Raw genomic sequence first — 3130 nt, 5'->3', positions numbered from 1 at the left:
TCGAACTTTCGGTTCGTTTCGTCTTCACACACCGCAATCTGGTCTCTTCGACGCAAATTGCTTGGGTGTTATATGGTCAAGCCTCACGGGCAATTAGTATTGGTTAGCTCAACGCCTCACAGCGCTTACACACCCAACCTATCAACGTCGTAGTCTTCGACGGCCCTTCAGGGAACTCAAGGTTCCAGTGAGATCTCATCTTGAGGCAAGTTTCCCGCTTAGATGCTTTCAGCGGTTATCTTTCCCGAACATAGCTACCCGGCAATGCCACTGGCGTGACAACCGGAACACCAGAGGTTCGTCCACTCCGGTCCTCTCGTACTAGGAGCAGCCCCTCTCAAATCTCAAACGTCCACGGCAGATAGGGACCGAACTGTCTCACGACGTTCTAAACCCAGCTCGCGTACCACTTTAAATGGCGAACAGCCATACCCTTGGGACCGGCTTCAGCCCCAGGATGTGATGAGCCGACATCGAGGTGCCAAACACCGCCGTCGATATGAACTCTTGGGCGGTATCAGCCTGTTATCCCCGGAGTACCTTTTATCCGTTGAGCGATGGCCCTTCCATACAGAACCACCGGATCACTAAGACCTACTTTCGTACCTGCTCGACGTGTCTGTCTCGCAGTCAAGCGCGCTTTTGCCTTTATACTCTACGACCGATTTCCGACCGGTCTGAGCGCACCTTCGTACTCCTCCGTTACTCTTTAGGAGGAGACCGCCCCAGTCAAACTACCCACCATACACTGTCCTCGATCCGGATAACGGACCTGAGTTAGAACCTCAAAGTTGCCAGGGTGGTATTTCAAGGATGGCTCCACGCGAACTGGCGTCCACGCTTCAAAGCCTCCCACCTATCCTACACAAGCAAATTCAAAGTCCAGTGCAAAGCTATAGTAAAGGTTCACGGGGTCTTTCCGTCTAGCCGCGGATACACTGCATCTTCACAGCGATTTCAATTTCACTGAGTCTCGGGTGGAGACAGCGCCGCCATCGTTACGCCATTCGTGCAGGTCGGAACTTACCCGACAAGGAATTTCGCTACCTTAGGACCGTTATAGTTACGGCCGCCGTTTACCGGGGCTTCGATCAAGAGCTTCGCGTTAGCTAACCCCATCAATTAACCTTCCGGCACCGGGCAGGCGTCACACCCTATACGTCCACTTTCGTGTTTGCAGAGTGCTGTGTTTTTAATAAACAGTCGCAGCGGCCTGGTATCTTCGACCGGCATGAGCTTACGGAGCAAGTCCTTCACCCTCACCGGCGCACCTTCTCCCGAAGTTACGGTGCCATTTTGCCTAGTTCCTTCACCCGAGTTCTCTCAAGCGCCTTGGTATTCTCTACCCAACCACCTGTGTCGGTTTGGGGTACGGTTCCTGGTTACCTGAAGCTTAGAAGCTTTTCTTGGAAGCATGGCATCAACCACTTCGTGTTCTAAAAGAACACTCGTCATCAGCTCTCGGCCTTAAGATCCCGGATTTACCTAAGATCTCAGCCTACCACCTTAAACTTGGACAACCAACGCCAAGCTGGCCTAGCCTTCTCCGTCCCTCCATCGCAATAACCAGAAGTACAGGAATATTAACCTGTTTTCCATCGACTACGCTTTTCAGCCTCGCCTTAGGGACCGACTAACCCTGCGTCGATTAACGTTGCGCAGGAAACCTTGGTCTTTCGGCGTGGGTGTTTTTCACACCCATTGTCGTTACTCATGTCAGCATTCGCACTTCTGATACCTCCAGCAAGCTTCTCAACTCACCTTCACAGGCTTACAGAACGCTCCTCTACCGCATCACCCGAAGGTGATACCCGTAGCTTCGGTGTATGGTTTGAGCCCCGTTACATCTTCCGCGCAGGCCGACTCGACTAGTGAGCTATTACGCTTTCTTTAAAGGGTGGCTGCTTCTAAGCCAACCTCCTAGCTGTCTAAGCCTTCCCACATCGTTTCCCACTTAACCATAACTTTGGGACCTTAGCTGACGGTCTGGGTTGTTTCCCTTTTCACGACGGACGTTAGCACCCGCCGTGTGTCTCCCATGCTCGGCACTTGTAGGTATTCGGAGTTTGCATCGGTTTGGTAAGTCGGGATGACCCCCTAGCCGAAACAGTGCTCTACCCCCTACAGTGATACATGAGGCGCTACCTAAATAGCTTTCGAGGAGAACCAGCTATCTCCGAGCTTGATTAGCCTTTCACTCCGATCCACAGGTCATCCGCTAACTTTTCAACGGTAGTCGGTTCGGTCCTCCAGTTAGTGTTACCCAACCTTCAACCTGCCCATGGATAGATCGCCCGGTTTCGGGTCTATTCCCAGCGACTAGACGCCCTATTAAGACTCGCTTTCGCTACGCCTCCCCTATTCGGTTAAGCTCGCCACTGAAAATAAGTCGCTGACCCATTATACAAAAGGTACGCAGTCACAGAACAAAGTCTGCTCCCACTGCTTGTACGCATACGGTTTCAGGATCTATTTCACTCCCCTCTCCGGGGTTCTTTTCGCCTTTCCCTCACGGTACTAGTTCACTATCGGTCAGTCAGTAGTATTTAGCCTTGGAGGATGGTCCCCCCATATTCAGACAAAGTTTCTCGTGCTCCGTCCTACTCGATTTCATGACTAAGAGATTTTCGCGTACAGGGCTATCACCCACTATGGCCGCACTTTCCAGAGCGTTCCGCTAATCTCAAAGCCACTTAAGGGCTAGTCCCCGTTCGCTCGCCACTACTAAGGGAATCTCGGTTGATTTCTTTTCCTCAGGGTACTTAGATGTTTCAGTTCCCCTGGTTCGCCTCTTGCACCTATGTATTCAGTACAAGATAACCATCTTATGATGGCTGGGTTCCCCCATTCAGACATCTCCGGATCAAAGTCTGTTTGCCGACTCCCCGAAGCTTTTCGCAGGCTACCACGTCTTTCATCGCCTCTGACTGCCAAGGCATCCACCGTATGCGCTTCTTCACTTGACCATATAACCCCAAGCAATCTGGTTATACTGTGAAGACGACATTCGCCGAAAATTCGAATTTCTCAATTAAGAGAACTCACAAATTTTACCTTAGCCTGATCCGTTACCAGTGAAAGTAACGTTCAGTCTATCTTTCTATCACATACCCAAATTTTTAAAGAACGA

At 51.1% G+C, this 3130-nt stretch carries 1 rRNA gene; it reads right to left on the bottom strand.

Going from position 1 to position 3130, the window contains the following annotated elements:
* Nucleotides 1-72: 72 nt before the first annotated feature.
* Nucleotides 73-2966: ribosomal RNA gene (locus tag AC0ZWN_RS28730) — 23S ribosomal RNA — on the bottom strand.
* Nucleotides 2967-3130 lie beyond the last annotated feature (164 nt).

The organism is Pseudomonas sp. 3B-A001-10F (genome assembly GCF_056313565.1).
Note: the sequence above shows the minus strand (reverse complement) of the source record. Positions and strands in the feature narration are given on the sequence as shown.